Origin of the sequence: Streptomyces sp. NBC_01498, from assembly GCF_036327775.1 — a bacterium.
Classification (GTDB): Bacteria; Actinomycetota; Actinomycetes; order Streptomycetales; family Streptomycetaceae; genus Streptomyces.
In genome coordinates, this window is the sequence record NZ_CP109598.1 from 2,067,502 (window position 1) to 2,092,466 (window position 24,965).

Sequence of the window (24,965 nt, forward strand, 5' to 3'; positions counted from 1 at the left end):
ACCGGTCGTGCTGTCCGACCGCGGGTTGTGATCTTGTCGATCACCGGCCGAGATCGGGGCGATGGTCCCGCCGGGTACGGCGGAAGACGTGCATACGTGCAATGGGTCCGGCGCGAGGTCCCCCTGCTCGGCCCTCTCCTGGGCATAGCGAGGGGTGTCGTGCCGGTTCCGGGGCGTGCTCAGAACTGCTCAGGCAGGCTGCTCAGGCAGTTGGGGAGGCTCCCGGAAGAATGGTGGTCCCGAATCGGGACACGAAGCACCGAGCCACAAAGACGTCGGGTGCAGACTTGAGATTAACACTACCGGCTCCAACAAACATTCCCCCTCTCACTCACCGGCAATCCACCGTCACTGAGAACCGTCACTGAGAACTCAGCGGCAGCACGCTCGCGCCCGTGCCGTCGAGGCCCAGCCTGTTCGCCGCCCAGCCCTCGCCGGCCAGCCGTGCGACCTTGTCGGCCGCACTGTCCTCGGTCAGCGCGAGGACCGTGGGTCCGGCGCCGGAGATGACCGCGGGGACGCCGTCGGCCCGCAGCCGGTTGACCAGCTCGACGCTCTGCGGCATCGCCGGGGCGCGGTATTCCTGGTGCAGCCGGTCCTCGGTGGCCGCCAGCAGCAGCTCGGGACGCCTGGTCAGAGCCTCGGTGAGCAGGGCGGCCCGGCCCGCGTTGAAGCTGGCGTCGCCGTGCGGGACGGAGCGCGGGAGCAGTCCGCGCGCGGTCTCGGTGAGGACGGGGCGGTCGGGGACGAAGACGACCGGGACGACCGGGCCGGCGACCTCCATACGGATGGCGCGGGCGGCTCCCCCGTCGGTCCAGGCGAGCGTGAATCCGCCGAGCAGACACGCCGCGACGTTGTCCGGGTGGCCCTCGATCTCGGTGGCGAGCTCCAGCAGCGCCGTGTCGTCGAGCCGGGCGTCGCCGCCTATCGTCACGGCGCGCGCGGCGACGATCCCGGCGCAGATGGCGGCGGACGAGGAGCCCAGGCCCCGGCCGTGCGGGATGCGGTTGGCGCAGACGACCTCCAGGCCGCGCGGCTGGCCGCCGAGCAGGTCGAACGCGGTGCGCAGGGACCGTACGAGGAGGTGGTTCTCGTCGCGGGGCAGCGTGTCGGCGCCCTCGCCGGCGATGTCGACGTGCAGACCGGCGTCGGCGACGCGCACCACGACGTCGTCGTAGAGCCCCAGGGACAGGCCGAAGGCGTCGAATCCCGGCCCGAGGTTGGCGCTGGTGGCGGGGACGCGCACCCGTACGGCGGCGGCGCGGAAGGCGGGACCGGCCATCGCGTGGACGACTCTCCTTGAGTGGCTGCGGGAATGCGGAACGGGGACGGGCTGCGGGACGGTGGGGGTTCGTCGGCGTGGTGAGGGATGCACCCGGCGGCCACGTGGGCGACAACACCGCGGCATATGCGGCGGGGCGGGTGGGGACAGCCTAGCGAAGGAAGGTTCCGCGGCGACATAGGGCGCACAGGAGGCGCACGATGCGTGTCGCGTGGGTTCCTGTGCTCCTATGCGGGGTCTTGGTGCGCTTTGTGGGGCGCCCGCGTACGGCCCGGGGCGGGCCCGGACCGTACGCGGGTGCTCACACGAGTCCCAGCCGCTCCGCCGCCGTCACCGCGTCGACGGGCACGGTGACCGGCTGGGGCGCGCCGGCGACCGCCCAGTCCGGGTCCTTGAGCCCGTTGCCGGTGACGGTGCAGACGATGCGCTGCCCCCGGTCGACCTTGCCCTCTTCTACGGCCTTGAGCAGTCCGGCGACGGACGCGGCCGACGCGGGCTCCACGAAGACGCCCTCCTGGGCGGCCAACAGCCGGTAGGCGCGCAGGATCTGTCGGTCCGTCACCTCGTCGATGGCGCCGCCGGACTCGTCGCGCGCGGCGAGCGCCTGCTGCCAGGACGCGGGGTTGCCGATCCGGATCGCGGTGGCGACGGTGTGCGGGTCCTTGACGACCTCGCCGCGTACGAGGGGCGCCGAACCGGACGCCTGGAAGCCCCACATGCGGGGCGTGCGGGTCGCGGGGCCGTCGGCGGCGTACTCCGTGTAGCCCTTCCAGTAGGCCGTGATGTTGCCGGCGTTGCCGACGGGCAGCACATGGAGGTCGGGGGCGTCGCCGAGCGCGTCCACGATCTCGAAGGCGGCGGTCTTCTGGCCCTCGATACGGGACGGGTTGACCGAATTGACCAGCGCCACCGGGTAGTTGTCGGACAGTCCGCGCGCCAGCGTCAGACAGTCGTCGAAGTTCCCGTCGACCTGGAGGATCTTCGCGCCGTGCACCAGCGCCTGGCCCATCTTGCCGAGCGCGATCTTGCCCTGCGGCACAAGGACGGCGCACACCATGCCGGCCCGTACCGCGTACGCGGCGGCCGACGCCGAGGTGTTGCCGGTGGAGGCGCAGATGACGGCCCGCGCGCCCGCCTCCTTGGCGTGCGTGATGGCCATCGTCATGCCGCGGTCCTTGAACGACCCGGTCGGGTTGGCGCCCTCGACCTTGAGGTGCACCTCACAGCCGGTGAGCTCGGAGAGGACCTGGGCGGGGACGAGCGGGGTGCCGCCCTCGCGGAGGGTGACCACCGGGGCGGTGCCGGTGACCGGCAGACGGTCCCGGTACTCCTCGATGATGCCCCGCCACTGGTGGGTGCCCGGCCGGGCGCCGCCCGCGGCGGGGCCGCTGCTGGCTTCGGTCGTCATGGGTCCTACTCCCCTTCCACACGCATGATGCTGGCGACACCGCGCACGGTGTCGAGCTTGCGCAGCGCTTCGACGGTCCCCGAGAGGGCGGCGTCGGCCGCGCGGTGGGTGACGACGACGAGGGACGCCTCGCCGCCGAGTCCTTCACTGTCCGGCCGGCTCTGCTGGCGCACGGTGTCGATGGACACGTCGTGCTCGGCGAAGACCGTGGCGACCTGGGCCAGGACACCGGGTTTGTCGGCCACGTCGAGGCTGATGTGGTAGCGCGTCACGACCTCGGCCATGGAGCTGACCGGCAGCCGGGTGTACGCGGACTCGCCGGGCCCCGTCGTGTCGGCGAGCCGGTTGCGGCAGGCCGCGACGAGGTCGCCGAGGACGGCGGACGCGGTGGGCGCGCCGCCCGCGCCGGGGCCGTAGAACATCAGCTGGCCGGCCGCCTCGGCCTCCACGAAGACCGCGTTGTACGCCTCGCGCACGGAGGCCAGGGGGTGGCTGAGCGGGATCATCGCGGGGTGGACGCGCGCGGTGACGGACTTCCCGTCGGCGGCGCGCTCGCAGATCGCCAGGAGCTTGACGGTGCAGCCCATGCGCCGTGCGGAGGCGATGTCGGCGGAGGTGACCTCGGTGAGGCCCTCGCGGTGGACGTCGTCGAGGCGTACCCGGGTGTGGAAGGCGATCCCGGCGAGGATCGCGGCCTTGGCGGCGGCGTCGAAGCCCTCGACGTCGGCGGTCGGGTCGGCCTCCGCGTAGCCGAGCGCCGTCGCCTCGTCCAGCGCCTCCGAGTAGCCGGCGCCGGAGGAGTCCATCCGGTCGAGGATGAAGTTGGTGGTGCCGTTGACGATGCCGAGCACCCGGTTGACCTTGTCGCCCGCGAGGGACTCGCGCAGCGGGCGCAGCAGCGGGATCGCGCCGGCGACGGCCGCCTCGTAGTAGAGGTCCTTGCCGTGGGTGCGGGCCGCCGTGAAGAGCGTCGGGCCGTCCTCGGCGAGCAGCGCCTTGTTGGCCGAGACGACGGACGCGCCGTGCTCGAAGGCGGTGGTGATCAGGGTGCGGGCGGGCTCGATGCCGCCGATGACCTCCACGACGACGTCGATGTCCCCGCGTTTGACCAGGGCGGTGGCGTCGGTCGTGATGAGCGCGGGGTCGATGCCCTCGCGGATCCGGGAGGGACGGCGGACGGCGACCCCGGTGAGTTCCAGGGGGGCGCCGATCCGCGCGGCCAGGTCGTCGGCGTGCGTCGCCATGATGCGCGCCACCTCGGAGCCGACGACTCCACAGCCCAGCAGCGCCACCTTCAGCGGACGCGTACGCATCATGCGACCTCGATTCCCTCTCTCGGCAATGTGGACCAGTCTCACGCACCGGACGGAAGTTTCTCCCCTCCGTCCGTCATCCGAGACGTCTGTCTCAGCTCTCGGTGATGTTCGGGCGGGTGCTCAGCCGACGTCCAGACGGAGGAGATCCTCCTCCGTCTCGCGGCGGACGATCACCTTGGCCCGGCCGTCCTTGACGGCGACGACGGGCGGGCGCAGCGCGTGGTTGTAGTTGCTGGCCATGGAGCGGCAGTACGCGCCGGTGGCGGGGACCGCGATGAGGTCGCCCGGTGCCAGGTCGGCGGGCAGGAAGGCGTCGCGTACGACGATGTCGCCGCTCTCGCAGTGCTTGCCGACGACGCGGGACAGCATCGGTTCGGCGTCGGAGCGGCGGGAGACGAGGGCGACGCTGTACTCGGCGTCGTAGAGCGCGGTGCGGATGTTGTCGGACATGCCGCCGTCGACGCTCACGTACGTCCGCAGCCCTTCGAGGGGCTTGATGGTGCCGACCTCGTAGAGCGTGAAGGCGGTGGGGCCGACGATGGCGCGGCCGGGCTCGACGGAGATGCGCGGGGTGCGCAGCCCGGCGGACTCGCACTCGCGGGTGACGATCGCGGTCAGGGACTTGGCGATCTCGTGGGGTTCGCGGGGGTCGTCGTCGGGCGTGTACGCGATGCCGAGGCCGCCGCCGAGGTCGATCTCGGGAAGTTCGACGCCGTGTTCGTCGCGGATCTCGGCGAGCAGTCCGACGACGCGGCGGGCGGAGACCTCGAAGCCCGCCATGTCGAAGATCTGCGAGCCGATGTGCGAGTGGATGCCGAGGAGTTCGAGGTTGTCGAGCTTCAGGGCCCGGCGTACGGCCTCCGCGGCCTGTCCGTCGGCGAGCGAGATGCCGAACTTCTGGTCCTCGTGGGCGGTGGCGATGAACTCGTGGGTGTGAGCCTCGACGCCGACGGTGACGCGGATCTGTACGGGCTGGACCCGGCCGAGGCGCTGCGCGATGTGCGCGACGCGCACGATCTCCTGGAACGAGTCGAGGACGATGCGCCCGACGCCCGCGGTGACGGCGCGCTCGATCTCGTGGACGGACTTGTTGTTGCCGTGCAGGGCGATGCGCTCGGCGGGCATGCCGGCGTCGAGGGCGGTGGCCAGTTCGCCGCCGGAGCAGACGTCGAGGTTGAGCCCTTCCTCCTTGAGCCAGTGGACGACGGCGCGGGAGAGGAACGCCTTGCCCGCGTAGAACACGTCGGCGCCGTCGCCGAAGGCGTCGGTCCAGGCGCGGCAGCGGGCGCGGAAGTCGGCCTCGTCGAGGAAGTAGGCGGGGGTGCCGAACTCCTCGGCGAGCCGGGTGACCGGGAGTCCGGCGACGGTGGCGACACCGTCCTCGTCGCGGCGGACCGTGCTCGACCAGACCTTGTCGTCCAGTGCGTTGAGGTCGGCGGGCGGCGGGGAGTAGTGGCCCTCGGTGTGCACGTCGGCGTAGCGGGGACCGGCGGGGTGTGCGGAACGGCTCATCGTCTTGGTGCTCTTTCGGGTGGGTCGGACGCGTCCGGTTCGGCGGACGGCGTCAGAGGTGTGCGGGCGCGTCGATGCCGAGGAGGGTGAGGCCACCGGCCAGCACCGTCCCGGCGGCTTCGGCGAGGGCGAGCCGGGACCGGTGGGCGGCCGAGGGTTTCTCGTCGCCGGCGGGCAGCGGGCGGCAGGTCTCCTGGAAGTGCAGGAACGCCTCCGCGGTGCGTTCGAGATGGCGGGCGACCCGGTCGGGGGCGCGGTGGCGGGCGGCGGCGGCGAGTACGCCGGGGTGGTCGCCGATGCTGTCGAGGAGGGCGCGCGCGCCGGGGCCGTACGTCCCGGTGGCGTCGTCGGGGCCGGTGTCCGGGCCGGTGGCGTCGTCGCCGACGGCGTCGTGGTCGGTGTCGTGCCTTGTGTTCCGGCCGGTGTTCCGGCCGGTGGGTACGCCGAGGTCCGCGCCGTTGCGGAGCAGGGCGCGGCTGCGGGCGTGCGCGTACCGCACGGTGAACAGCGGGTTGGACGCGTGCTGGACGAGGAGGTCGTCGCCGGTCGCGGCCCGCTCGTGCGCGGCGGGCCGCAGCAGGCCCCAGTGGGCGGCGTCGCGGCCGAGGCGGGCGAGGAGGTCCCCGGCGAGGGCGGGGGGCACCGGGCGTACGGGCAGCCGCTCGGTGGCGCCGGCGCCGGTGCGGGCGTCGGCGCCCTGGGCGCGCAGCAGCCGCAGGACGGCCCCGGTGCGCACGGCGGCGCGGATATCGCCGGCGGGCGGGAGGACGACGGTGCGCCCGGCGAGGGCGTCACCGTGTCCGTAGCGGAGTCCGGCGCCGAGGACGTCGCGGACGAGTCCGGCGCCGCTGCCGGGGGCGAGGGTGAAGTTCAGGAAGCCGGGTCCGGTGACGTCGACGCGGGTCAGCCCGGGGGCGGCGCGCAGGATCTCGGTGCGGAGGATCTCCGCGACGTCGCGCGGGCTGCGCCGGGCGGGGCCCGCGAGGCGCAGGGCGACGGAGGTCGCGTAGTCGCCGCTGCCCCCGGGGCCGGGGCGGGCGAGCGGGACGCTGTCCGGTACGGGCCCGGCCAGGGTGCCTCCGTCGACCGCGCGGCGCACGGCGCACAGCACGGTCGAGGACAGGTCGGCGGGCGTCACGGGACCAGCGTACGGGGGGAGGGGGGCGTCTTCGCGAACCGGTTTCGCGATGTGGGCGACGGCACGGGGCACGGGCTGCCCGCACCGGGTTCACGCGGGTGCCCCGTCCGACCGAAGGACGGGACCCGGGGGCGGGCACGGGGCCCGGGGACGGGGGCGTCCGACGGGGTACGGCCTGAGACAGGCGGAACGCCCTTCGTACCGCCGGAACCACCCCCGGCGAACGCCGACGACAGAGGACGGACCGCCCCTTGTCCCCCTGCTCCCGGGCGACGGCACGGGGCACGGGCTGCCCGCGCCGGGTTCACGCGGGTGCGCCGCCCGCCCGGAGGACGGGACCCGGACCCGGGGGCACCGGCGGATACGGCCTGAGACAGGCGGAACCCCGCCCGTACCGCCGGGACCGGCGACGGAGGAGGCACCGCTCCGGTCCACCTGCTCCCGGTGCTTCGACCGATCCGGGAAGGGTTGGGCGCGGCACCGTCGAGCCTGTGGGCCGGCCCCGCGCGACGGTGCTTCGACTGCTACGGGTGCTCCCGGTGCTCGGCGTGGCACCGTCCGCCGGGGGTCAGCCCCGCGCGCTTCCGGGGGTGCTGCCCGCGTGGCCCCTGCCGTGCCGGTCGTCCAGGGGCGGCGGGCTCTCGCGGTGGAGCAGCCGGCGGACGACCCTGATCAGCTCGGCGGGTTCGAAGGGCTTGGCGAGGTAGGCGTCCACACCGGCGACGAGTCCGTTCTCCACCTCGTGCCGCGTGCAGGCGCTGATGATCGCGAGGGGCAGATGGGACGTCGTGGGATCGGCCCGGAGCCGGGCGGCGGTGCGGATGCCGTCGAGGCGCGGCATGACGACGTCGAGGGTGATCGCGTCGGGCCTGACCCGGTGGACGACCTCCAGGCATTCGGCACCGTCGGCAGCGGTCACGACCTCGAAGCCCTCCAGCTCGAGGTTGACCCTGATCAACTGCCGGATGACCCGGTTGTCGTCGACAACGAGCACACGGCCTGACGCGCCTGACACCACTTGAGGGTAGGTCGGCGCCCCGGGCCACGTCCGGGTTTTGCCGACTTCTCCGTGCGTGCGGGGGTGACCGGTCCCGGCCTCGGGAGGCGCGGGGCACGCCCGATACCTGTTCACGACGACCCCCTCGGGGCTGGTAAGGTTTCACCCGTCGCCAAAGATTCACGGCGATACGCCCCCGTAGCTCAGGGGATAGAGCATCGGCCTCCGGAGCCGGGTGCGCAGGTTCGAATCCTGCCGGGGGCACTTCCGGACAGACCTTCTGACTCAGTGGAAACACTGGTCCAGAAGGTCTTCTTTTTTGCCGGCGCCCCGCGCTCTCCCCGTTCGAGGTTTCGCGCGCGCCCCGTTCGCCTTTCTCCGTTCCGCGTGCGCCGATCGTTGTTGATGTCCGTCGGTCGTCGGTTGTCAGGCGCCGGCCGTCGGTCGTCAGTCGCCGTCCGCCGGTCGTCGGTCGTCGGTCGTCAGTCGCCGTCCGCCGGTCGTCGGTCGTCGGTCGTCGGTCGTCGGTCGTCGGTCGTCGGTCGTCGGTCGTCGGCAGGCTTGCGTCGTTCGCCGCGCGCGGTTCGCCGATCGACCGCTGCTCACCGTTCACCGTTCGCGTTCGTCGTTCGCCCTTCAGAGTCGGCTGTTCGCCCTTCACCGTTCACCGTCCGGACACTCGACGGTCCGAACACCGCCCCTGAAGGCCGCACTTGATACGCGACGCGGCCCGTTGTCGCGAGTGCTTCGGCAGAACCTCACCAACTCCCCCCATAAGCCACGCACATGACACACGCATGAGCGTTCCGGCATGTGCCGGTTGACCGAAATGCCGTTCCGGAGAGGTTCGTTCCGGGGTCGTCAGCTAACCCTTCGGCAACGACATTCGGGGATATGTGACCGACGTCAAGTCGCCGCGCCGAGTGACCTGGAAGAAGGTTCCGATGAGGGACCGACGAGAGCGGAGCGGTACGTTCCGGCGCAGGTCAACGGGGGTGCGACGGGGTCGAGCCGGGGATTCCGCTTAGCCCTCCGAGAGGGCCGCGCGCCTTCGGGTTTGGCCGAGTTGGATCGTTCCTGGCCGGTTGAACACCCGCATTTTTCGAGGATGTACGCATCCGTAAGGAGGTGCTACAGCATAGGATCAAGCCGCGCCACGGGGGCCTCGCCAGTCCCTTCCGTAACGTTGCACACGATCTACTCGCGATCCCCACCGACACCCCCCAACCCGTTAATAGGTATCTGCGTGTCACCGATACTCAGCACCGGTTCCGGCGATGGAGCCGCGCAGTGAAAATCAATCGTCGCCTCGTCCTGCTGGTCACCGTGCCTCTCGTCGTGGCCGTCACCTTCGCGGTGCTGGCCCTGGCCCCCGCCACCAACCAGGCTCTTCAGGCCAACCGGCTCACCGCCATGGTCGATGTCGCCTCGTCCGTGAGCGAGTTGACCCACCAATTGCAGCGTGAGCGGGCGGCGGCAACCGCGCTCGTCTCCAACCAGGGAGATGCCGAAGGTTTCAGCGAAACGACCAGCGCGACGGACAAGAGTGTCGCCCAATTCCGTTCACAGCTCGGCCGGTTGGCAGGTGTTCCGGGCAACGCGCGGGACGCGCTGACCCGCATCGAGCGCTTCGTCGAGGAAATGCCCTCCCTGCGGGCGCAGGTGCGCTCCGGTGGAGCCACCGTCACGGCGCTGACCTTCGGCTACCGGATCGTCATCGCCGACCTGATCGACTACCGGGACGGCATCGCCCAGGCCGACGGTGTCGACGCCGACGTCGCCGACCGCATCCGTGCCGCCGCCGCGCTCTCGCGGGCCTCCGAGAACATGGGCCAGCAGCAGGTCGCGGTGATGAGGGCGCAGGCCACGGGCGGCTTCACCCAGGCGTCCAAGCGCACCTTCGACGCCACCCGCATCGGCTACACCGAGGCCACCAGTGTGCTGTTCGACCTGGGCCCGCAGCAGTGGCGGACCTGGCTGGAGCGCACGCTGTCCGGCTCGAAGGCCCTGGAGGCCCGCCGGTTCGAGGACGAGGTCAGCCGCACCGCGCCCGACCAGGAAATCACCGTCGGTCCGAAGGAGTGGCAGAAGGCGTCGGCCGACCGGCTGAACCTGCTGCGCTCGGTCGAGAAGCGCATCGACACGTCGGTGCTCGCCACCGTCACCGAGACCCGTACGACTCTCGCCTGGACGGCCGGCGCCGAGGTGGCGCTGGTGGTGCTCACCCTGGTCGGCGCCGTCGTCGTCGCCATCAGGCTCGGCCGCGTCATGATCCGCAGGCTGCGGGATCTGCGCAACGCCGCGCACGAGGTGGCGCACACGGGTCTGCCCCGCGTCATGACGGAGCTGTCCCAGCCCGGCGCGCTCAGCGGCGCCACGCCCGAGCAGGTCGCCGAGCGGTCGGGCAACCCCGTGAAGACCACCGGCCTCGACGAGATCGGCGAGGTCGGTGAGGCGTTCAACGCCGTCCACCACGAGGCCGTACGTCTGGCCGCGCAACAGGCCCACATCCACGAGCAGTTCGCCGAGACGCTGGTCGGTGTCGCCCGCAGGGGCGCCCAGTTGACCACCGTCATGGTGTCCGAACTGGACGCGGTGCAGCGCGACGAGGCCGACCCCGAGCGCATGAAGACGCTGTTCGCGCTCGACCACCTCGCCATCCGCATGGAGCGCAACACCAACAACCTGCTGGTGCTGGGTGGTTACGGCCACGGCCGGGTGCGGTCCGCGGACATCTCCTGCTCGACGGTGATCGTGGCCGCCGCGCAGCAGATCGAGCGGTTCGACCGGGTGTCCCTCGGGGTCATCGAGTCCGGCATCGGTATCGCCGCACGCGTGGTCCACGACGTGGCGCACATCCTCGCCGAACTCCTCGACAACGCCACGCGCTTCTCGCCCCCGGACAAGCAGGTCGGGGTCGCCGTGTGGCGGCTGTGGGACCGGGCCGTCGTCCAGATCGTCGACGAGGGCGTGGGCATCACCGCGGAGCGGCGTGCCAAGCTCAACAAGGGTCTCCAGGAGCCGAAGTCCGGTATCGGTGACGTGCGTTCCATGGGTCTGCACGTGGTGGCGCGGCTCGCCGCCCGGCACGGCATCGTGGTCGAACTGCGTGACTCCTCGGGACCGGGCACCATCGCCGAGGTCACCCTGCCCGCGAACGTCCTGGCCGCGGCTCCGGAGGAGTCCGCGCCGCCCGTGCAGGGAGCGCCGGGCGAGCGCCCCGGTGTGCGGTACGAGGCTCCGCGCACGATCACCGGCCCCGGGTCGGCCCGCAGGCCCGCCGGGGCGGGCGCTTCCGGCGGCCGGCGCGGCGACATCGGCGCGGTGGGCGCGGCCCCCGCACCGGCGGTCGCCGCAGGCGGTTCGCACGTTTCGCACGGCTCGCACGGCCCGGCGGGCGCGGCCCCGCAGGGCGGCTCCCGGACCGACGAGCGTGCCGGTTCCAGCAAGCCCTCGCCGCACCCCGTACACACCGAGCCGGTCGCCCGGATCGCCGGAGTCGCCTCCTCAGGGCTGCCGCTGCGCCAGCGCAGCACGCCGAAGCAGTGGCCCACCCTGGGCAAGCGTGACGGCTCCGATCCGCGATCGGGCGCCGCACCCAAACCGTCGCCCCGGCGCCGGGACTCCCGGCAAGTCTCCGACGTCCTGGCGGCCTATGCGCAGGGGATCAACAGGAGCACGAGCCACCGCGGGCGCTCCGCCACCGACGACGACACTCAACGGAGCAAGAAATGACGACCTCACCCACCGACCTCAGCTGGATTCTGAGCGGCTTCGCCGGACGTATTCCCGAGGTCACGCAGGCCATAGCCGTGTCCGTGGACGGACTCGCGCTGGCCTACACGGGGGTGGAGCGCGACGACGCCGACCGGCTGGCCGCCATCGCCTCGGGTGTCGTCAACCTTCTCTCCGCCGCGGCCCAGTTGACCAACACCGACCCGGTCGAGCACAGCCTGACCGCCATGGAGGGCGGCTACATGTTCTCGATGGCCGTCTCCAGCGGCGCGTCGTTGCTGGTCACGACCACCAGGGACGCGGACATCGGTGAGGTCAGCTACATGATGTCCGAACTGATCAACCAGGTCGGTGACTCCCTTACCCCCCAGGTACGCGACGCGAACGCGCAGCCTTCCCGCTGACGTCCGGGTCGTACGGAAGCCCCCACGAAAGCCCCATCGTCCGGTGAGTACGCCGGGCGTCCTGTTCTCTTTCGTTCCGTCCGATTTTCCTTCCTCCTGATGAGAGCCCTCATGTTCTTCGACATATCCCTCTCGCGTGGCCGCAGCAGAGTCCGGCCGGTCGGCGCAGCCGCCCTCGCACTCGGTCTGGCAGCGGTCACCGGGTGCAGCAGCGACAGCGGCGCCGGCGACGACACGGTGAAGATCGGTCTGGTGGCCTCGCTGTCGGGCACGTACGAGCCCGTCGGCACGGAGCTCCGCAAGGGCTTCGAGCTGTACCTGGCCACGCACGACAACAAGCTGGGCGGCCGCAAGGCCGAACTGATCGTCGCGGACGAGGGCGACGGTCCGCCCACCGCGGTCCCCGCGGCCACCAAGCTCATCAAGAAGGACAAGGTCGACGCCCTGACCGGCCTCGTCGGCGGTGGTTCGGTCAACGCGGTGCTGCCGATGATCAACCAGGCGAAGATCCCGCTGCTCGGCTCCAACGCGCGTCCGCCGATCAAGGACATGAAGTACGTCTGGACGACGAGCTTCCTCTCCGACGAGCCCGGCAAGGCCATCGCCCCGTACATCAAGGAGAACGTCGACGGCCCGGTCTACGCGATCGGCCCCGACTACCAGGGTGGCTACGACGAACTCCGCGGCTTCACCGACGAGTTCGCCCGGATCGGCGGCAAGCTCGCCAACCCGAGCGGTGAGACCGCCTGGACGCCGTTCCCGAAGACCACGAACTTCATGCCGTACTTCGCGGAGATCGCCAAGACGGACGCCAAGGCCGTCTACTGCTTCTACGCCGGCAAGGCGGCGATCGACTTCGCGAAGCAGTACGCGCAGTCCGACATCGCCGACATCCCGCTGTACACGGCGTTCGTGACCGAGGGCAGCGTTCTCCAGGCGCAGGGCGACGCGGCCAAGGACATCTACTCGGTCCTCAACTACGCGGCCGACCTCGACAACGAGGCCAACCGCAAGTTCGCCGCCGACTGGACCGCCAAGCACGACACCCAGCCGACGACGTTCGCGATGGCCTCCTACGACGCGGCGGCCGTGCTGGACCAGGCGATCGCCGACGCCGCCAAGAAGGGCGACGTCACGCCCGAGACCATCAACACCGCCATCGGCGGTCTGGGCCAGATCAACAGCCCGCGCGGTTCCTGGGAGTTCGGCGACAAGGCGCACTCCCCGGTGCAGGCGTGGTACCTGCGACAGGTGCGCAAGGACGGTGACCAGCTGGCCAACGTCATGGTCCAGGACCTGGCGACCCTCGGCAGCTGATCATGAACATCCTTGATGCCCACCTCGTTCCGGCGGTGGACGGAGTGGCCTACGGGCTGCTGCTGTTCGTGGTCGCCGCCGGTCTGAGTCTCGCCTTCGGCACCGCGGGCGTGCTGAACCTGTCACACGGCACGCTGTACGCGATCGGTGCCTACACGGGTGCCGAGTTGAGTGACGGGACCTGGGGCGGTCTCGCCGTCGGGCTCCTGGCCGGAACGGCGGCGGCCACCGCCGCCGGTGCCGGCCTGTCCGCGGCGACGATCCCCCTGGCCCGTCGTGGGCATCTCGCGCAAGCCCTGCTCACGTTCGGACTGGCCCTGATCGGCGGGAATCTCCTCACCGAGTTCTTCGGGGCCGACGAACTACCGGTACGTGTCCCCGAGGTGCTCGACTCCTCGGTGGAGCTGCTGGGCCACCGGTACCCCGCGTACCGGCTCTGCTTCATCCTGATGGCCGTGCTCCTGGCGGCGTTCGGTACCTGGGTGCTCACCCGCACCCGGGTGGGGGCGGCGGTTCGCGCCTCCGCCGACGACCCGCAGATGCTGGCCACCACCGGGCACAGCCCCCGCGCCGTGCACACCGGGGTGCTGGCCGCCGCCGGGGCGCTCGCGGGGGCCGCCGGGGTGCTCGGCGCGCCGATCCTCGGTCCGGGGGCCGGCACCGCCGACACCGTGCTGATGCTGTCCCTCGTGGTCGTCGTCCTCGGCGGGCTGCGCTCGCTGTGGACGACGTTCTTCGCGGCGATCGCCGTCGGCGAGGTGCAGACCCTCGGTGTCTCGCTGGTGCCCGAGTGGGCGCCGTACCTGCTGTTCGCCGCCATGGCCGCCGTGCTGATCCTGCGTTCGGGGTTCACCGAACCCGCGAACGCGGGGTCCCACGGCGGGGGCGGCGGCTCGGACCCGGTGGACTGGCTGCGCCGCCGTCTCTCCGGCTCGTTCAAGGGCCGGGGCGAGGGGGCCACGGCGCACGCCACGGACCGCCCGGTCGCCGCCGACGACGACACCAACGCCGCCGACACCACCACCACCACCGCCGCCGCCGACGCCACCGCGAAGGACCGGCCGAAGCCCGTCCGGGGCGGGGCCGGCGGGCTGTCGCGGCTGCTCCGGGGCGGTCCGGACGAGAGTCCGCTCGCCTCACGGGGCCGCCGGGCCGCGCCGCTGCTGGTGTTGCTCGTCGTGCTCATCTCCCTCCCGGGGCTGCTCGACGCGTACACCCTGTCGCTGGCGGGCTCCGCGCTCGCCCTCGGGCTGCTCGCGGTCAGCGTCGCCATCCTGACGGGTTACGCCGGGCTGCCGACGCTGGGCCAGACCGCTCCGTTCGCCGTCGGCGCGTACGCCACGGCCAACCTCGCCGACGCGGGCTGGACGGCCGGTCCGGTGCAGCTCGTCGCCGCGGCGCTCGCCGCCGCGCTGTTCTCCCTGGTGACCGGTCCCGCCGTGATCCGGGCCCGGGGCACCACGGTTCTGATGATCACGCTCGCCATCGGCGAGCTGACCAGTGCCGCGATCAACCAGCTCAAGTCCGTCACCGGCGGCGCCGACGGCCTCGTCGGTTTCCCGGCCACCCAGGCGCTGTTCGGCGGGGAGGGGATGGTCGAGGAGGACCAGGTCTACAACTACGCCCTGGTCGTCGCGGTCGTGGCCGTCGCCGTCACCGTCGCCGTACTGCGCTCGCCCGCCGGAAAGCTGCTGACGGGCACCCGCAACGCCGAGGCCCGGATGCGCGCGTCCGGCCACCCGGTGGGGCGCTACCTGCTGGTTGCGCACATCGGCGCCGGCGCGCTGGCCGGGGTCGGCGGCTCGCTGATGGTCACCGTCCAGCAGTACCTCTCCCCCGCCGACGTCGGCTTCGAGATCGCGGCGTTCGCGCTGCTGGCCGCCGTCATCGGCGGCAACACGTCCGTGATCGGCGCGCTGCTCGGTGCCGGACTGATCGTCATCACCCGTGACTGGGTGGCCAGCGCCTGGCCCGGCCACGGGCATCTGCTGCTCGGTGTGCTGTTCGTCGCCGTCGTCTATCTGCTGCCGCGCGGTCTGGCCGGGCTGCGTACCGGACGGGGCTCCGGCGGGTCCGGGCCCACCGGGCCGGGGTCCGCGCACCCCGACCGGCTCCCGCCCGACCACGACGGCGTACCGGCCGGGAAGGTCGCCCCATGACACCCACCACCGAACCGTCCGCCTCCGAAGCGTCCACGCCACCCGTGCTGGACCTGCGGAACCTCACCCGCCGGTACGGGAGCCTCACCGCCGTCGACGACGTCAGCCTCCTGCTCCGGCCCGGAGCACGGCACGCCGTCATCGGCCCCAACGGCGCGGGCAAGACGACCCTGCTGAACCTGATCGCCGGCACCGACCGCCCCGACCAGGGCTCCATCGCGCTCAACGGCGCCGACATCACCCGTACGGCCACCGCCAGGCGCAGCCGCCTCGGGATCGCCCGCAGCTTCCAACAGCCGTCGGTGATCGGCGAGTTGTCGGTGCTGGACAACATCGTGCTGGCCGGCTGGCACCACCATCCGCTGCGCCGGGGGGCGTGGCGGCGGCCTTCGCGCTACCGGCGGCACGAGGAGTCGGCGGCCCGTCATCTGGAGGCCGTCGGCCTCGCCGACGCCGCCCACCGGCCGGCCGCCGACCTGTCGCACGGCCAGCGGCGCATGCTCGACCTGGCGGCGGCTCTCGCGGGCGACCCGCGCCTGCTGCTGCTGGACGAGCCGGCGGCCGGGCTGACCGACGGCGACATCGGGCGCCTGCTCACGATTCTGGGCGGGCTGCCGGACAGCGTCGCGATGATCCTGGTGGAGCACCACGTCGAGGTCGTCGCGGAACTCGCGAGAACGGTGACCGTGCTGGCCGCCGGGCGGGTCCTGGTCACCGGGCCGACGGCGGAGGCGCTCGCCCACCCGGAGGTCCGCGACGCCTACCACGCCACCGGTGGCCGTCAGGACGACGACACCCGTGCCACCGCAGACGCGAGAGGGTGACCGAGCACCGATGCTGGAACTCACCGGCCTGACGGCGGGCTACCACGGCGGCACCGTCCTGCACGATCTCGACCTGACCGTCCCCGCCGGCTCCGTCCACGCGATCGTGGGCCACAACGGGGCGGGCAAGACCACGCTCGTCCACACCGTGGCGGGCTTCATCCGCCCGTCGGCCGGCTCGGTCCGGCTGGGCGGGCGTGACCTGACCGGGCAGCCCGCGCACACGGTCGCGCGGGCCGGGATCGGTCTCGTCCCGCAGGGCCGCCGGGTCTTCGGCGGGCTCACCGTCGGTGAGCATCTGCGGCTCTCGTACCGGCCGCCGCGCCGGGGCGACACGAGCCGGCCCAGCGTGTGGACCCCGGAGCGGGTCCTTGACCTGCTGCCCCGGCTCGGTGAGCGGCGCGGCAACCGGGGCACCGACCTGTCCGGCGGCGAGCAGCAGATGCTGGCCCTGGCACGCGCGCTGCTCGGTTCGCCGAGCGTGCTGCTGCTGGACGAGCCGACGGAGGGGCTGGCGCCCGTACTGGTCAAGCAGGTCTACGAGTTGGTGGTCACGCTCGCGGAGGAGGGGATCGCCGTGCTGCTGGTCTCCCCGAGCCCGGCGCAGGCGGCGCGCTGCGCCCGTGAGCTGACGGTCCTCACCTCGGGCCGGACGACACTGCGGATGGACGGCGCGGAGGCCCGCCGGGACCCGGCGGCGCTGCACGAGGCACTGGAACTGACTCCGGTGCGGACGGCGGCGCGCTGACAGCGGGTCGGTGGTTCGACATGGGTGAGGCGGGCCGCGACTGCGGCCCGCCTCCCGCTTTCCGACGTCGTGTCAGGTCGTTCAGGGACGCTTGAGGCTGTGGCCGCCGAAGCCGCTGCTGCGGTCGGAGCCGCTGTTCTGGGCGCCCCACCACGCCTCGAACTCCGGCTGGCGCATGGCGCTCCAGTCCGGGGTGTTCTCGACCTGGGCGCTGCCCATCCGGCGGGCCAGCGCGACCATGGCGGAGCCGACGGGGCCACGGGCGGTGTCGTACGCCTCCATGACCTCCTTCCAGCTTCCCCCGGCCACCGCGGCGGCCTCCAGGGCGGTCGCGTCCTGAAGGGCCTTGACGCTGCCGCCGCCGATGTGCGGCCGGGCGACGCTGGCGGCGTCGCCGACGAGGAGCATGCGCCCGGAGGTGAACTGCGGCACTTCCAGGTCGTAGATGGGCTGGATGAGCGTGGTCTCGGCGGGGGTACGCAGCACCCTGGCCGCCCAGTAGGGCGGGAAGTTGTCGGCGACGAGCGCGCGGAGGTACGCGGTCAGCTCCTCGGTGGCACCGCCCGGCGGCAGCGAAGTCGGCGTGCTCAGGTCCACGTCGAGGTGCGCGGGCGGAACGGTGTAGAGCACCCAGTTGAGCCGGTGGCCACCGACGCCGTCCGGGATGCGGTAGATCATGCAGTGGCCGCCGGGGAAGACCACGTTGTGGGCGTCGTTGCCGTCGGAGGGGAGGTCGGCGACATCGGCGGAGGTGCCGCGCCAGCCGAGGTAACCGGCGTACGTGGGCCGGAGTTCGGGGAACATCGCCTCGCGCACCACCGAGCGGTAACCGTCGGCGCCGACGACGGCGTCGAAGCGTTCGCTCCGTCCGCCGGGGAGTCGGAGGGTGACGCCGTCGGAGTCCGGCTCCACGGCCTCGATACGGGTCTCGGAGCGGTAGTCGACGTCCTCGGGCACCCGGCGCCTCAACTCGCTCCACAGGGAGCCCCAGTTGTAGGCGCGGAACGGGAACGGCTGCTCGCCGACGGCCCGTCCGTGCTCCGCGTCGCCGTCCCGCACGGTCCACACGCGCCGGGTCAGCGGCGCCCAGGGCATGTCGGCGGCGACGTATCCGGCGCTCTCCAGCTCGACGTACCGGTCGTTGTGGAGGGCGATCCCGACACCCCTGTCGCGGAGTTGGGCGTCGGCCCGCTCGAAGACGGTGACCTTCCCGGCCCCGCCGCGCGACACGGCCAGGGCCGTGGCACACCCCGCTATGCTGCCGCCGACGACGGCGACGCTGCCTCCACGCATACCTGGCTCTCCACTCCGTAGATGTGTTGGCTGTTTCCAGTGGTGACACTGTGGCCAAATCCTATTCGAGTGCCAGGAAGACACCGATGCCGGAGTGACGGCGGAGTGATGGCGGAGTGCTGCCGGAGTGGTGACGGACGGGAGGTCACGGGGCATGCCCGGACGACGCACACGCAAGCGCCAACGAGTTCGGCCGGAGCGGGAGTTGGGGCCGGGCAACTGGACGGTCGGATCGGGCACCTCAGGGCCGGGCACGAGGTGAAGGATCCCTCGATGTTCCGCCTGGACACCCTCTGCGGCCGGACCCGCCACCCGACCGCGTACCGGCTGAGCGTGTTCGTGCCGGACCGGGCGGGAGCCTGCGGGTGACGGACAGCGCGGACCGCCCGGTCAGGCGCCGCTCTCCCGCAGGCGCGCGTCCGCCCAGTCCGCGTGGTCCGAGTCGATGCCGTCGCCGGCGTCCGTGACACGCAGCGTCAGCTGCCGCACGCCGCGCACGTCCACGTCGAACGCGTACGGCGGGTCCGCCGGGCCCAGGGTGCCGCTGCGCGCCAGCACCTCTCCGTCGCCGAGCACCTCGAACACCACCGAGCCCCTGTCCGGCTTCTCCTCGTCGATGCCGGTCTCGGCCGCGAAGCGCTCGTACGCGCCGTTCAGCGCGACCGCCACCTCGGACCGGGCGTGCACGCCGAGGCCCTTGTCGTACGTCGTGCCGCCGAGGCGCAGCGGGCCGCCGTCGCCCGCGCCGTCCTCGCCGTTGGAGGTGTCGCGTTCGACCGGGCCCCAGCCGTTGGTCTCGGCGGTGAAGGGCAGCGAACTGACGTACACGGTGCCCTCGGGCGCCACGAAGACCCGCACCGCGCGCTCCGCCGTCAGCGGCGGCGTGCCCGGCGCGGAGGACGGGTCCCGGTAGGTCGCGGTGACCGGGATCTCCGTCGTCCCGGACGGCGCGTCGGCGGGGACCGTGAGGCGCCAGGAGGCGGTCAGCGCGGCGCCGTCGGTCAACTCGTCCGCCGTCGCGCCCGCGCCGTCGACCGCCCAGCCGTCGGGGGTACGGGCGTCCAGCGTGACGTCCGTCGCGGGGCCCGCCTCGTCCAGCGTGAACTCCGCCTCGACGCCGACCGTGGCCCCCGGCCGGGCGTCGGTCCTCTCGGGGGTGACGGACAGCGTGCCGGCCGGCACGCTGTCCACCGGCCGGTCGCAGCTGTCCCGGTCCGGTACGGCGGGGCAGACCAGTGCGGCGAAGCCGCCGTCGGCCGGCACCGGGACCGTGAGCGCATCGTGACGGTCCGTCAGTCGGGTCTCACGGACCAGTCCGGCCGCGCCGTCCCGTACGGTGTCGACCCGCCACGAGCCGGGACCGAGGAAGGTCAGCGGGACCCGCCGGGTCCCGGCGCCGCCCGCGCCGATCGAGCCGACGAACCACCGGTCGCCGTTCCTGCGCGCGAACGTCGCCTCCTCGCCCGGCGCCCCGGCGAGGAGCCGGCTCTCGTCCCAGACGGTCGGGACCTGTTCGAGGAACCGGGCCACCTCGGGCCGGGAGCGGTACGCCTCGACGCTGCCCGCGTAGTTCTGGAACCCGGACTCGTACACGACGGAGAGCGCCAGTTCCGACGCCTCGGTGTTGTTGCGCCGGCCGAACTGGAAGCCCATGGGGGTGAAGTCCATGGAACCCACCACGTTGCGGGTGTACGGCAGCGTCGCCATGTCGTCGGCCTGGACGTCGCCCTGTTCGGCGCCGTGCACACCTTCCATCGTCATGACGTGCGGCCAGGTGCGCTGGATGCCGTGCGGGAGCGTCGAGCCGTGGAAGTTGACCATCAGTTCACGGTCGGCGGTCTCGCGGAGGATCGCGTCGTACCACTCCATGCGTGCGCGCGAGTCCGAGTCCATGAAGTCGATCTTCAGCCCGGCGGCGCCCCATTCCTCGACCTGGTCCAGTCGGGCCGTGCGCTCGGCGGGGGTGTCGAGGTCCGTCCAGTGCATCCACAACAGGACGCGCACGCCGCGCCGTTCGGCGTACTCCATGAGCTCCGGCATCCAGTCGGTGGTGTTCCAGCCGTCGTCGACGAGGGAGTACTCCCAGCCGTGCGCCGCCGCGTAGTCCACGAACCGGCGCTGGGTCTCCAGGCTGCGCTGCGCCGGGCCGAATCCGGCGAGCCAGGACCAGGCGACGGCCCCGGGGCGGATCCAGGAGGTGTCCGCGACGCGGGAGGGCGGGGCCAGGTCGTCCACCAGCGTGGACCCGGTCACGGTGGCCAGGTCGCCCGCGATCACCGTCCGCCAGGGGGTCGCGAGGGAACCCTCGGCGGGGAGGGGGACGGCGGGGTCGGCCAGCGTCACGCCGTAACTGCCGCCGCCCGCCGTGTGGTCGAGGCGGCTCGCGGGGTAACGGCCGTCCACGTCCGCCTCGGTGAGCAGGACATGGGCGTCGCCGACCCGGAAGAGCGCGGGGTACGCGTACGGGCCGGCCGGGGCCCCGGCGGCGGTCGTGGCGTCGTACGGCTGCTCGTAGTTGACGGAGTAGTCGCTGAGCCGGGCGGGCGCGTCGTCCGGCAGGACGAAGCCGGACGCCTCACGGAGCACGTCGCTCCCGCCGTCCGCGCGGCCGGGGAGCACGTAGCGGTACGCGACCCCGTCGTCCGCCGCGCGCACGACCAGGTCGATCCGTGCCCCGCCCGCGCCCTCCAGGGTGAGGCGCGACTCGGCCATGTCGACGGTACGGTCCCGCTCCTTGCCGACCACGGTCGTGTACGTCTCCCGGACACGGCGCTCCGCGCTGTCCACGAGACGCAGGCCCCGCGTCAGGTCGGCGTCCCCCGTGACGACACCGAGGGGCGAGGGCGCCACGAGCGTGCGGTCGCCGTCGCGTACGGCCAGCGTGAGGGACCCGTCGCCGGGGTCGAGCCGCACGTAGGCGGTGGGCCCGCCGTGTGTCACCGTCCACCCGGAGTCACCGGGCCCGGTCTGCCGCGCGCCGTCCCGCGCCGCCGCCGGGGCCCCGAGGCACAACACCCCGGCGAGCGCGGTCGCACAGGCGCCCCGCAGCCGGTCGGCGGATCGTGCCCTGCGGTACGTCATCGCTTGTCCCTCTCACCCGGAGCCGGTACCGACGGACGAACACGGGGCGCGAGTTGACAACAAGCGGGGTGGGGCTGTGGGGGCGCCCGCGTTCGGATTCTCCACCAGAATCCACCGGATACGCCAGGGTGCGTCGCACAGAATCCAACAGAATCCATAGGCCGTCCGGCCGAGGGTGGTGGGCGGGCGCGAAGGCGGGCACGGCGGGTCGGTCGCTCCCGCGGAAGGCCGCACGGCGCCTCGCGGCGGACGGCGGTCAGCGATCGGTGGGTGAAGACCTCAGGTTCCGGGGACGCCCGGCCTCGCGGGCGCGCCGGGCGCCCCCGCCCGCGACGCCGCGCTCGGGCCACCCGGCGGGGCGCACAGCGGCCCTGCGCCGAAGGTCCACGACACCTCGTAGCGGTCGGCGGTCAGCGATCGGTGGGTGAAGACCTCAGGTTCCGGGGACGCCCGGCCTCGCGGGCGCGCCGGGCGCCCCCGCCCGCGACGCCGCGCTCGGGCCACCCGGCGGGGCGCACAGCGGCCCTGCGCCGAAGGTCCACGACACCTCGTAGCGGTCGGCGGTCAGCGATCGGTGGGTGAAGACCTCAGGTTCCGGGGACGCCCGGCCTCGCGGGCGCGCCGGGCGCCCCCGCCCGCGACGCCGCGCTCGGGCCACCCGGCGGGGCGCACGGCGGCCCTGCGCCGAAGGTGCACGACACCTCGTAGTGGTCGGCGGACGGCAGATGGCCACCTCCGGTGCCGACCGGCGCCCGGCCTCGCGGGCGCGCGCCGCCGCCGGAGCCGCACGACACCTCGTGACGGGCGGTGGTCGGCGACGGGCAAGTGGAGACCTCCGGTGCGGGGACGCCGCGCTCGGCTCACGCGCCGGGGCGCACACGCCTGCGCCGGAGCCGCACGGCGCCTCATGACGGTCGGCGGCCAGCGACTTCCGGCGCGCCCGGAGGCAGCGGGCCTCGCGCGCACCACGGCAAGCCCGCGTACCTCCACCCCGTCGCCACCGAGCGGACGCGACCACGGGGCCACGGGGCCACGGGGCCACGGGGCCGGCAAAGTATCCACCCTCCCCGCCCGGAAGGCTTCAGGCGGACGCGCGCTTGCGCGCCGGGGCCTTCTTCGCCGTGGTCTTCTTGGCGGCCGTCTTCTTCGCGGCGGCTCCGGCACCCGCCGCCTTCTTGGCCGCCGCCGTCTTCTCCCCGCCCTTCGCCGGGGCCGCCTTCGACGCCGACTTCGACGCGGTCTTGGCCGCCGGCTTCGCGGCCGTCTTCTTCGCCGCCCCGGCCCCGGCCCGCGACCCGGCGGTGGACTTCGACGCCGTCTTCTTCGCCCCGGCCGCCGCCTTCTTGCGGGTCGGCAGCCGCGTCACCTCGGCGTGCTCCGCATCCTCGTCCGCGCCCTCCCCCGCACCTTCGCCCCGCGACTGCTTCGCCGCCCGCACGCTGCCCTCCAGCGCCGCCATCAGGTCCAGCACCTTGCCCCCGCGCCGGTCCCCCGGCTCCTCCGGCGCCCGCAGCTCGCCGCCCGCCGCCTTGGACGCGATCAGTTCCTCGACGGCTTCCCGGTAGTCGTCGCGCAGCGACTCCAGTTCGACCTCGCCGAGCGTGTCCATCAGGGCGTCCGCCAGGTCGAGTTCGGCTTCCCGGATGCTGACCTCGGTCTCCGGCGCCACCCCCTCCGGCCGGCGGATCTCGTCCGGCCACAGCAGCCCGTGCAGGGCGATGACGTCGTCCAGGACCCGCACCATGCCCAGCCGCTCACGCCCGCGCAGGGCGAATTTCGCGATCGCGACCTTCTCGCTGCGCTTCAGGGCCTCGCGCAGCAGCGTGTAGGGCTTGGCGGCGGGGACGCCGTTCGCCGCGATGTAGTACGCCGAGCCGACCTGGAGCGGATCGATCGAGGACTCGGGCACGAATCCGACGATGTCGATGGTCTTCGCCGTCGGCAGCGGGAGCTGGGCCAGGTCGTCGTCCGTGATCGGGATCATGGACCCGTCGGCGTCCTCGTACGCCTTGCCGATCTCGGCGGACGTGACCTCCTCCTCGTCCAGCTCGCAGACCTTCCGGTAACGAATCCGGCCGCCGTCCGCCAGATGGATCTGCCGGAAGGAGATCGAATGGCTCTCGGTGGCGTTGACCAGCTTGATCGGGATGTTGACCAGACCGAACGAGATGGCGCCGTTCCATATGGATCGCACGGTTAATCCCTTACATCCGAAAATCGTGGGATTCTCATCGTATGACGCCAATCGCGGAGGTGGAGGGGCGGCGGATCGCCCTCAGCAATCTGGACAAGGTCCTCTATCCGGCCACCGGCACCACGAAGGGCGAGGTCCTGCACTACTGCGCGACCTCGGCCGGCGCCCTGCTGGCCCATCTGGCGAACCGCCCCGTCTCCTTCCTGCGGTACCCGGACGGCCCCGCCGGTGAGCGCTTCTTCACCAAGAACCCGCCGCCCGGCACCCCCTCCTGGGTGCGTACGGCGGCCGTGCCGCGCTCGGCCGGCCAGATCGCCAAGCAGGTGCTGGTGGAGGACCTGGCGACGCTGATCTGGGCGGCGAACCTGGTCGTGGAGTTCCACACCCCGCAGTGGCAGGTCGACAGCCCGGCCCGCGCCGACCGCATCGTCTTCGACCTGGACCCCGGCGAGCCCGCGACCGTCGTGGAGTGCTGCACGGCGGCGCTCTGGCTGCGCGACCGGCTGGCGGCCGACGGGCTGGGCGCGTACGCGAAGACGTCCGGCTCGAAGGGCCTGCATCTGCTCGTACCGCTGGAGCCCACCCCCTCGCCCGAGGTCTCCGCGTATGCCAAGTCGCTCGCCGTCGAGGCGGCGGCCGAGCTTCCCGGGCTGGTGGTGCACCGGATGGCCCGCGCGCTGCGCCCCGGCAAGGTCTTCGTGGACCACAGCCAGAACTCGGCGGCGAAGACGACGGCCGCGCCGTACACGGTGCGCGCCCGCCCGGAGCCGACCGTCTCCACCCCGGTCTCCTGGGAGGAGGTCGGGAACTGCGGGGCGCCGGAGGACCTGGTCTTCCGCGTCGGCGACATCGCGGGGCGGCTGGAGCGGTACGGGGATCTCCTCGGCCCGCTGATCAATCTCAACCGGGCGGGGCGGCTGCCCTGAATCCCACCCCGCCGGTGCCGTGACGGCCGGCGCGGCCACCGTGCACCATGGAGGTGCGCCCGGTGCGAGCGTCATGAAGCGTCACGAGCAGAGAAGGAACCACGCATGATCATCTTTGGGACCAAGGGCTACATCTACCAGCTCGCGATACTGACGCTCGTCTGCGGCCAGTGCGGCAACCCGTCGGCGCACACGCTGCGCAAGCGGGTCTCCAAGTTCACGCTGTTCTTCGTGCCGCTGTTCCCGTACTCGACGAAGCACTACACGCAGTGCACGTTCTGCGGTGTGGAGCACCGGGTGCCGAACGAGCAGGCGGAGCAGCTGCTCGCGCAGAGCGCGTCGCAGGCGCAGCAGGGCATCGGCCAGCAGCACGGCGCCAACCCGTTCGCACAGGGCGCGCAGGGCGGTCAGGGCGGCGGGAACCCGTTCAGCCAGGGCGGGCAGGGCGGCCAGGGGCCGCAGCCGGGGCAGGGCGGGAACCCGTACCAGCGCTGAGTCCGGCGAGCTGGACACGCAGCGTGACGACCGTGCGCATGATGTGATGAAAATAGGGCAGAACGGGCGGGCGCCGAGTGGATTCCCCTCGGCGCCTTGCTCCGTCCCGAACATCGGGAGCCACGCGCGCCCCGGC

17 protein-coding genes and 1 tRNA gene are annotated in these 24,965 nt (G+C 72.6%); 9 read left to right on the top strand and 9 right to left on the bottom strand.

Features of this window, described 5'->3' with window-relative positions:
• Positions 1-361: 361 nt before the first annotated feature.
• The 6 genes from thrB to OG875_RS08570 form a co-directional block, all read right to left on the bottom strand.
• Entirely contained in the window at positions 362-1,282 is a 921-nt protein-coding gene (gene thrB, locus OG875_RS08545) for a homoserine kinase (protein WP_330173618.1), read from the bottom strand.
• Between the two features lie 301 nt (positions 1,283-1,583).
• Positions 1,584-2,690, bottom strand: a complete 1,107-nt coding sequence (gene thrC, locus OG875_RS08550; protein WP_330173619.1) for a threonine synthase — start codon at positions 2,688-2,690, stop codon at positions 1,584-1,586.
• 5 nt (positions 2,691-2,695) lie between these two features.
• Positions 2,696-4,006 (bottom strand): homoserine dehydrogenase, encoded by a 1,311-nt coding sequence (locus tag OG875_RS08555; protein WP_330173620.1) that lies wholly within the window; start codon positions 4,004-4,006, stop codon positions 2,696-2,698.
• Positions 4,007-4,126: 120 nt separating this feature from the next.
• Positions 4,127-5,518 carry a diaminopimelate decarboxylase gene (gene lysA / locus OG875_RS08560; protein ID WP_330173621.1) on the bottom strand — a complete coding sequence of 464 codons (1,392 nt, stop codon included), beginning with the start codon at positions 5,516-5,518 and terminating at the stop codon, positions 4,127-4,129.
• Positions 5,519-5,570: 52 nt separating this feature from the next.
• Complete coding sequence (gene nrtL / locus OG875_RS08565) at positions 5,571-6,656, bottom strand: ArgS-related anticodon-binding protein NrtL (protein ID WP_330173622.1); 1,086 nt, start codon at positions 6,654-6,656, stop codon at positions 5,571-5,573.
• A 568-nt stretch (positions 6,657-7,224) separates the two neighbouring features.
• On the bottom strand, positions 7,225-7,671 hold the full coding sequence (locus OG875_RS08570; RefSeq protein ID WP_330173623.1) for a response regulator: 447 nt from the start codon (positions 7,669-7,671) through the stop codon (positions 7,225-7,227).
• A gap of 174 nt (positions 7,672-7,845) precedes the next feature.
• Between OG875_RS08570 and OG875_RS08575 the strand changes: the two genes are divergently transcribed.
• From OG875_RS08575 to OG875_RS08605, 7 genes are all read left to right on the top strand, one after another.
• Positions 7,846-7,917: transfer RNA gene (locus OG875_RS08575), tRNA-Arg, on the top strand.
• Between the two features lie 1,026 nt (positions 7,918-8,943).
• On the top strand, positions 8,944-11,388 hold the full coding sequence (locus OG875_RS08580) for a sensor histidine kinase (RefSeq protein WP_330173624.1): 2,445 nt from the start codon (positions 8,944-8,946) through the stop codon (positions 11,386-11,388).
• Complete coding sequence (locus OG875_RS08585) at positions 11,385-11,792, top strand: roadblock/LC7 domain-containing protein (protein ID WP_330173625.1); 408 nt, start codon at positions 11,385-11,387, stop codon at positions 11,790-11,792. The genes OG875_RS08580 and OG875_RS08585 overlap by 4 nt, the downstream gene beginning before the upstream one ends.
• A gap of 111 nt (positions 11,793-11,903) precedes the next feature.
• Entirely contained in the window at positions 11,904-13,109 is a 1,206-nt protein-coding gene (locus tag OG875_RS08590) for an ABC transporter substrate-binding protein (protein ID WP_330177658.1), read from the top strand.
• Between the two features lie 2 nt (positions 13,110-13,111).
• Positions 13,112-15,268 (top strand): branched-chain amino acid ABC transporter permease, encoded by a 2,157-nt coding sequence (locus tag OG875_RS08595; protein WP_330173626.1) that lies wholly within the window; start codon positions 13,112-13,114, stop codon positions 15,266-15,268.
• On the top strand, positions 15,265-16,092 hold the full coding sequence (locus OG875_RS08600) for an ABC transporter ATP-binding protein (RefSeq protein ID WP_330173627.1): 828 nt from the start codon (positions 15,265-15,267) through the stop codon (positions 16,090-16,092). The genes OG875_RS08595 and OG875_RS08600 overlap by 4 nt, the downstream gene beginning before the upstream one ends.
• Positions 16,093-16,102: 10 nt before the next feature.
• Positions 16,103-16,840 (top strand): ABC transporter ATP-binding protein, encoded by a 738-nt coding sequence (locus tag OG875_RS08605; protein WP_330173628.1) that lies wholly within the window; start codon positions 16,103-16,105, stop codon positions 16,838-16,840.
• Between the two features lie 81 nt (positions 16,841-16,921).
• Here OG875_RS08605 and OG875_RS08610 read toward each other — a convergent pair whose 3' ends face one another.
• The 3 genes from OG875_RS08610 to ku form a co-directional block, all read right to left on the bottom strand.
• Positions 16,922-18,133, bottom strand: a complete 1,212-nt coding sequence (locus OG875_RS08610) for an FAD-dependent monooxygenase (RefSeq protein WP_330173629.1) — start codon at positions 18,131-18,133, stop codon at positions 16,922-16,924.
• A 390-nt stretch (positions 18,134-18,523) separates the two neighbouring features.
• Positions 18,524-21,214, bottom strand: coding sequence for a glycoside hydrolase family 97 catalytic domain-containing protein (locus tag OG875_RS08615; RefSeq protein ID WP_330173630.1), 2,691 nt, complete (start codon positions 21,212-21,214; stop codon positions 18,524-18,526).
• A gap of 1,081 nt (positions 21,215-22,295) precedes the next feature.
• Positions 22,296-23,408 (bottom strand): non-homologous end joining protein Ku, encoded by a 1,113-nt coding sequence (gene ku, locus OG875_RS08620; protein WP_330173631.1) that lies wholly within the window; start codon positions 23,406-23,408, stop codon positions 22,296-22,298.
• 41 nt (positions 23,409-23,449) lie between these two features.
• On the opposite strand from ku, the gene ligD reads away from it, so the two are divergent.
• Positions 23,450-24,334, top strand: a complete 885-nt coding sequence (ligD, locus tag OG875_RS08625; RefSeq protein ID WP_330173632.1) for a non-homologous end-joining DNA ligase — start codon at positions 23,450-23,452, stop codon at positions 24,332-24,334.
• Positions 24,335-24,439: 105 nt separating this feature from the next.
• Positions 24,440-24,829: a zinc-ribbon domain-containing protein gene (locus tag OG875_RS08630; protein WP_330173633.1), complete on the top strand. Its 390-nt coding sequence runs from the start codon at positions 24,440-24,442 to the stop codon at positions 24,827-24,829.
• Positions 24,830-24,965: the final 136 nt, after the last annotated feature.